This window comes from Nocardiopsis sp. TNDT3 (assembly GCF_003427465.1).
Taxonomy (GTDB): Bacteria; Actinomycetota; Actinomycetes; order Streptosporangiales; family Streptosporangiaceae; genus Nocardiopsis; species Nocardiopsis dassonvillei.
Genome location: NZ_QPFC01000172.1, coordinates 1 through 3,572 on the forward strand (window position 1 = coordinate 1; position 3,572 = coordinate 3,572).

At 71.8% G+C, this 3,572-nt stretch carries 3 protein-coding genes; all 3 read right to left on the reverse strand.

Annotated elements, in window-relative coordinates:
* Positions 1–47: 47 nt before the first annotated feature.
* The 3 genes from thiI to DQW06_RS04770 all read right to left on the reverse strand — a co-directional run bounded on the left by thiI (position 48) and on the right by DQW06_RS04770 (position 3,498).
* Positions 48–1,337, reverse strand: coding sequence for a tRNA uracil 4-sulfurtransferase ThiI (thiI, locus tag DQW06_RS04760; RefSeq protein WP_013154138.1), 1,290 nt, complete (start codon positions 1,335–1,337; stop codon positions 48–50).
* Between the two features lie 306 nt (positions 1,338–1,643).
* On the reverse strand, positions 1,644–2,669 hold the full coding sequence (locus DQW06_RS04765; RefSeq protein WP_013154137.1) for a 6-phosphofructokinase: 1,026 nt from the start codon (positions 2,667–2,669) through the stop codon (positions 1,644–1,646).
* Positions 2,670–2,841: 172 nt separating this feature from the next.
* On the reverse strand, positions 2,842–3,498 hold the full coding sequence (locus tag DQW06_RS04770) for a response regulator transcription factor (protein ID WP_013154136.1): 657 nt from the start codon (positions 3,496–3,498) through the stop codon (positions 2,842–2,844).
* Between the last annotated feature and the right edge of the window lie 74 nt (positions 3,499–3,572).

The window sequence follows — 3,572 nt, forward strand, 5'->3', positions numbered from 1 at the left end:
GGCCCCGCCCCGCGTGCGGGGAGCGGCCGGGGCGCCGTCGTCGCGCGCTAGGCGGTGGCGGCCACCGACGCGGAGGCGGGCGCCACGCGCTTGGGCGCGGCGTCGCCCAGGAAGCTGGGCTTGTGCACCTGCGCGGTGGTGACCAGGTGCTCGGCCAGCTCCTCGGCGTCCAGGCGCTTCTCGATCTGGCGCAGGTCCGGGATCTTGGCCGCGGTCTCCACCTGGCGCGGGGTCAGCATGGTGCAGCAGTCCTCGTCGGGCAGCTCCGAGATGGACAGGGTCCCGATCCGGCGGGCGTGGTCCATGATCTCGGTCTTGTCCATGCCGATGAGCGGACGCAGGATCGGCAGGTCCACCGCGTCGTCCAGGGCGGTCAGGTTGGTCATGGTCTGGCTGGACACCTGGCCCAGCGCGTCCCCCGTGACCAGGCACTCCGCGCCCAGGTCGTCGGCCAGGGCCTCCGCGGTCTTGAGCATGAGGCGGCGCTGGGCGACGATCTGGAGCCGCTCGATCCCCGAGCTCTTCAGCTGCTGCTGGGCCTTGCCGAAGGGGATGACGAACAGCCGCGAGCCCACCTGGTAGCGGTCGAGCTGGCGGACGAGGCTGTAGGCCTTGTAGATCGACTCCGGGCCGGTGAACGGCATGCCGGAGAAGTGCAGGAAGTCGACCTTGAGCCCGCGCCGGATCATCCGGTGCGCGGCGACGGGTGAGTCGATCCCGCCCGACATCAGCACCAGGCCGCGGCCGCTCATCCCGGCGGGCAGGCCGCCCTGGCCGGGCACGCCGTCGGTGAACACGAACGCCTCGTCCTTGTCCACCTCGACGAACAGGGTGTTGTCGGGGCGCTTGAGGTTGACCTTGTAGCCGTGCGCCTCGATGATCTTCGAGCCCAGGTACCCGGCCAGCTCCGACGAGGTCATCTCGAAGCGCTTGTCGCGGCGCCGGGCGCGCACGGCGAAGGTGCCCTCGCGGCCCTGCATGACGCGCACGCCGATGTCGGTGACGGCGTCCAGGTCCTTGGGCACGCGGCGGACCAGGTGCACCCAGACCACACCCATGACGTTGGCCATGCGGTCGGCGATCTCGGCGACCTCCAGGTCGGAGGCGTCGGGCTTGCGCACGATGATGACGCCCGCGCCGCGCTGGGAGAGGCGGACCTCGCCCAGGTCGCGCACGGAGGCGCGGATGTTGTTGTGCAGCCGCCGCTCGAACAGCTTGCGGTTGGAGCCCTTGAGGACGATCTCGCCGAGCTTCATGAGCACGCAGAGCTCGCCGAGCCCGGCGTCGGACCCGGCCAGGGCTGCGGGGAGCGGCGCGGACTCAAGCGACGCGGACATGGTGCTACCTCCGGTGGATACCTTCGTGTCCCGGTGTGAGGTGGGAGTGGCGGTGACGGGGCCGGGAGCGTCCATCGCCATCCTCCAGTATCGAACATCCCGTCCACCGCTCCGTCCGTTTTCGGACGGGACGGGAGGGAGGCGGCGGGCACACAGGACCGACCGGGACGCGGCGCGCCCCCTCCCTGGGAGCTGGGAGGGGGCGCGGACCGTTCCGGAGGGGGCCGGCGCGCGTGGCCGGCGGCCGGTCCTTCCGGGGGAGCCCCGGGACAATCCGGTTCCCGGGCTCCGGGTCGCGGGGCGTGCCTAGCCGAAGAAGACCTCGGCCTCCTCGTAGCGCGAGGAGGGCACCGTCTTGAGGGTGTCGGTGGCCTCGGCCAGGTTCACGCGGACGATGTCCGTGCCCTGGAGGCCGACCATCTTGCCGAAGGCCTTGTCGTGCACGGCCTCGATGGCGTTCACGCCCAGACGGGTGGCCAGCACGCGGTCGAACGCGGTCGGCGTGCCGCCGCGCTGCACGTGGCCCAGGACCACCGAGCGGGCCTCCTTGCCGGTGCGCTGCTCGATCTCGTCGGCCAGCCGCTGGCCGATGCCGCCCAGGCGCACGTGGCCGAAGGAGTCGGTCTCCCCGGTGGCCAGCTCCATCTGGCCCTCCTTGGGGTGCGCGCCCTCGGCGACCACGATGATCGGCGCGTACTGGGTCTCGAAGCGGCTCTCGACGTGCTTGACGACCTCGTCGATGTCGAAGGGCCGCTCGGGGATGAGGATGACGTTGGCGCCCGCGGCCATGCCCGAGTGCAGCGCGATCCATCCGGCGTGGCGGCCCATGACCTCCACCACCAGCGCGCGGTGGTGCGACTCGGCGGTGGTGTGCAGGCGGTCGATCGCCTCCATCGCGATGTTCACGGCCGTGTCGAAACCGAAGGTGTAGTCGGTCGCGTTGAGGTCGTTGTCGATGGTCTTGGGCACGCCGACGACGTTGACGCCGCGGTCGTGCAGCTGGCGGGCCACGCCGAGGGTGTCCTCGCCGCCGATGGCGACCAGGGCGTCGACGCCCAGCCCGGCCATGTTGTCCTTGACCCGTTCGACACCGCCCTCGATCTTCATGAGGTTGGTGCGCGAGGAGCCCAGGATCGTGCCGCCCCGGGGCAGGATGCCGCGCACGGCGGTCACGTCCAGCGGCATGGTGTCGCCCTCCAGCGGGCCGCGCCAGCCGTCCCGGAAGCCGATGAACTCGTAGCCGTAGTCCTTGATGCCCTTGCGGACCACTGCGCGGATGACCGCGTTCAGACCAGGGCAGTCCCCACCGCCGGTCAGCACCCCGACTCGCATACGGATTCTCCTCGACGTTGTGTGTTTTACGACGCATGGCGCCATATGGTCTAGACCATAGTGGGAGCGGTGATCCGGGGCCAACCCGGGGAGGAGAATACGCGGTGAACGCGCCCGGCGCGTACGGGGCAGAGGGCGCGGACCGCGCGAAACGGACCCGCGGGAGGGCGCGTCAGTCGTCCAGGCCCCGGTCGATGGCGTAGCGCACCAGCTCCACCCTGTTGTGCAGGTGCAGCTTGGTGAGGGTGTTCTGCACGTGGTTCTGCACGGTGCGGTGGGAGATGCCCAGCCGCTGCGCGATCTGCTTGTAGGCCAGCCCCTTGGCGACCAGGCGCAGCACCTCGGTCTCGCGGGGGGTCAGCTCGGGAGCCTCCGGCTCCCGGGAGCGGTCCGCCGACGAGAGCCTGCGGTACTCGCCCAGCACCAGCCCGGCCAGGCCCGGGGTGTACACGGCCTCGCCCGCGTGTACCCGGCGCACAGCGTCCAGCAGTTCCTCCCGCCCCGCCGACTTGACCAGGTAGCCGGTGGCCCCGGCCTTCACCGCGGCCAGGACGTCGTCGCTGGCGCCGCTCGCCGACAGCACCAGCACCCGCGGCGGCGGGGACAGCGCCACCAGGCCGGCGGTCAGCTCGACCCCGCTCATGTCGGGCAGGTGCAGGTCCACGACGGCCAGGGTGGGACGCGCGGCCGGGGCGATGCGCAGCGCCTTGGCGCCGTCGCCCGCAGTGCCCACGACCTCGATACCGGCCTCGCCGAGATCGCGCGCGACCGCGTCGCGCCACATGGGGTGGTCGTCCACCACCAGTACCCGGATCGCCTCGCTCGCCATGCGGGTGACCCTATCCCGGGCGGGCGGCACCCACGACACGGACCGACGGCCGGGGCGGGGGACCGCGCCGGCCG

Coding starts and splice junctions, on each gene's coding strand:
- thiI (WP_013154138.1), bottom strand. CDS start 1,337: ATGTCCGCGTCGCTTGAGTCCGCGCCGCTCCCCGCAGCCCTGGCCGGG.
- DQW06_RS04765 (WP_013154137.1), bottom strand. CDS start 2,669: ATGCGAGTCGGGGTGCTGACCGGCGGTGGGGACTGCCCTGGTCTGAAC.
- DQW06_RS04770 (WP_013154136.1), bottom strand. CDS start 3,498: ATGGCGAGCGAGGCGATCCGGGTACTGGTGGTGGACGACCACCCCATG.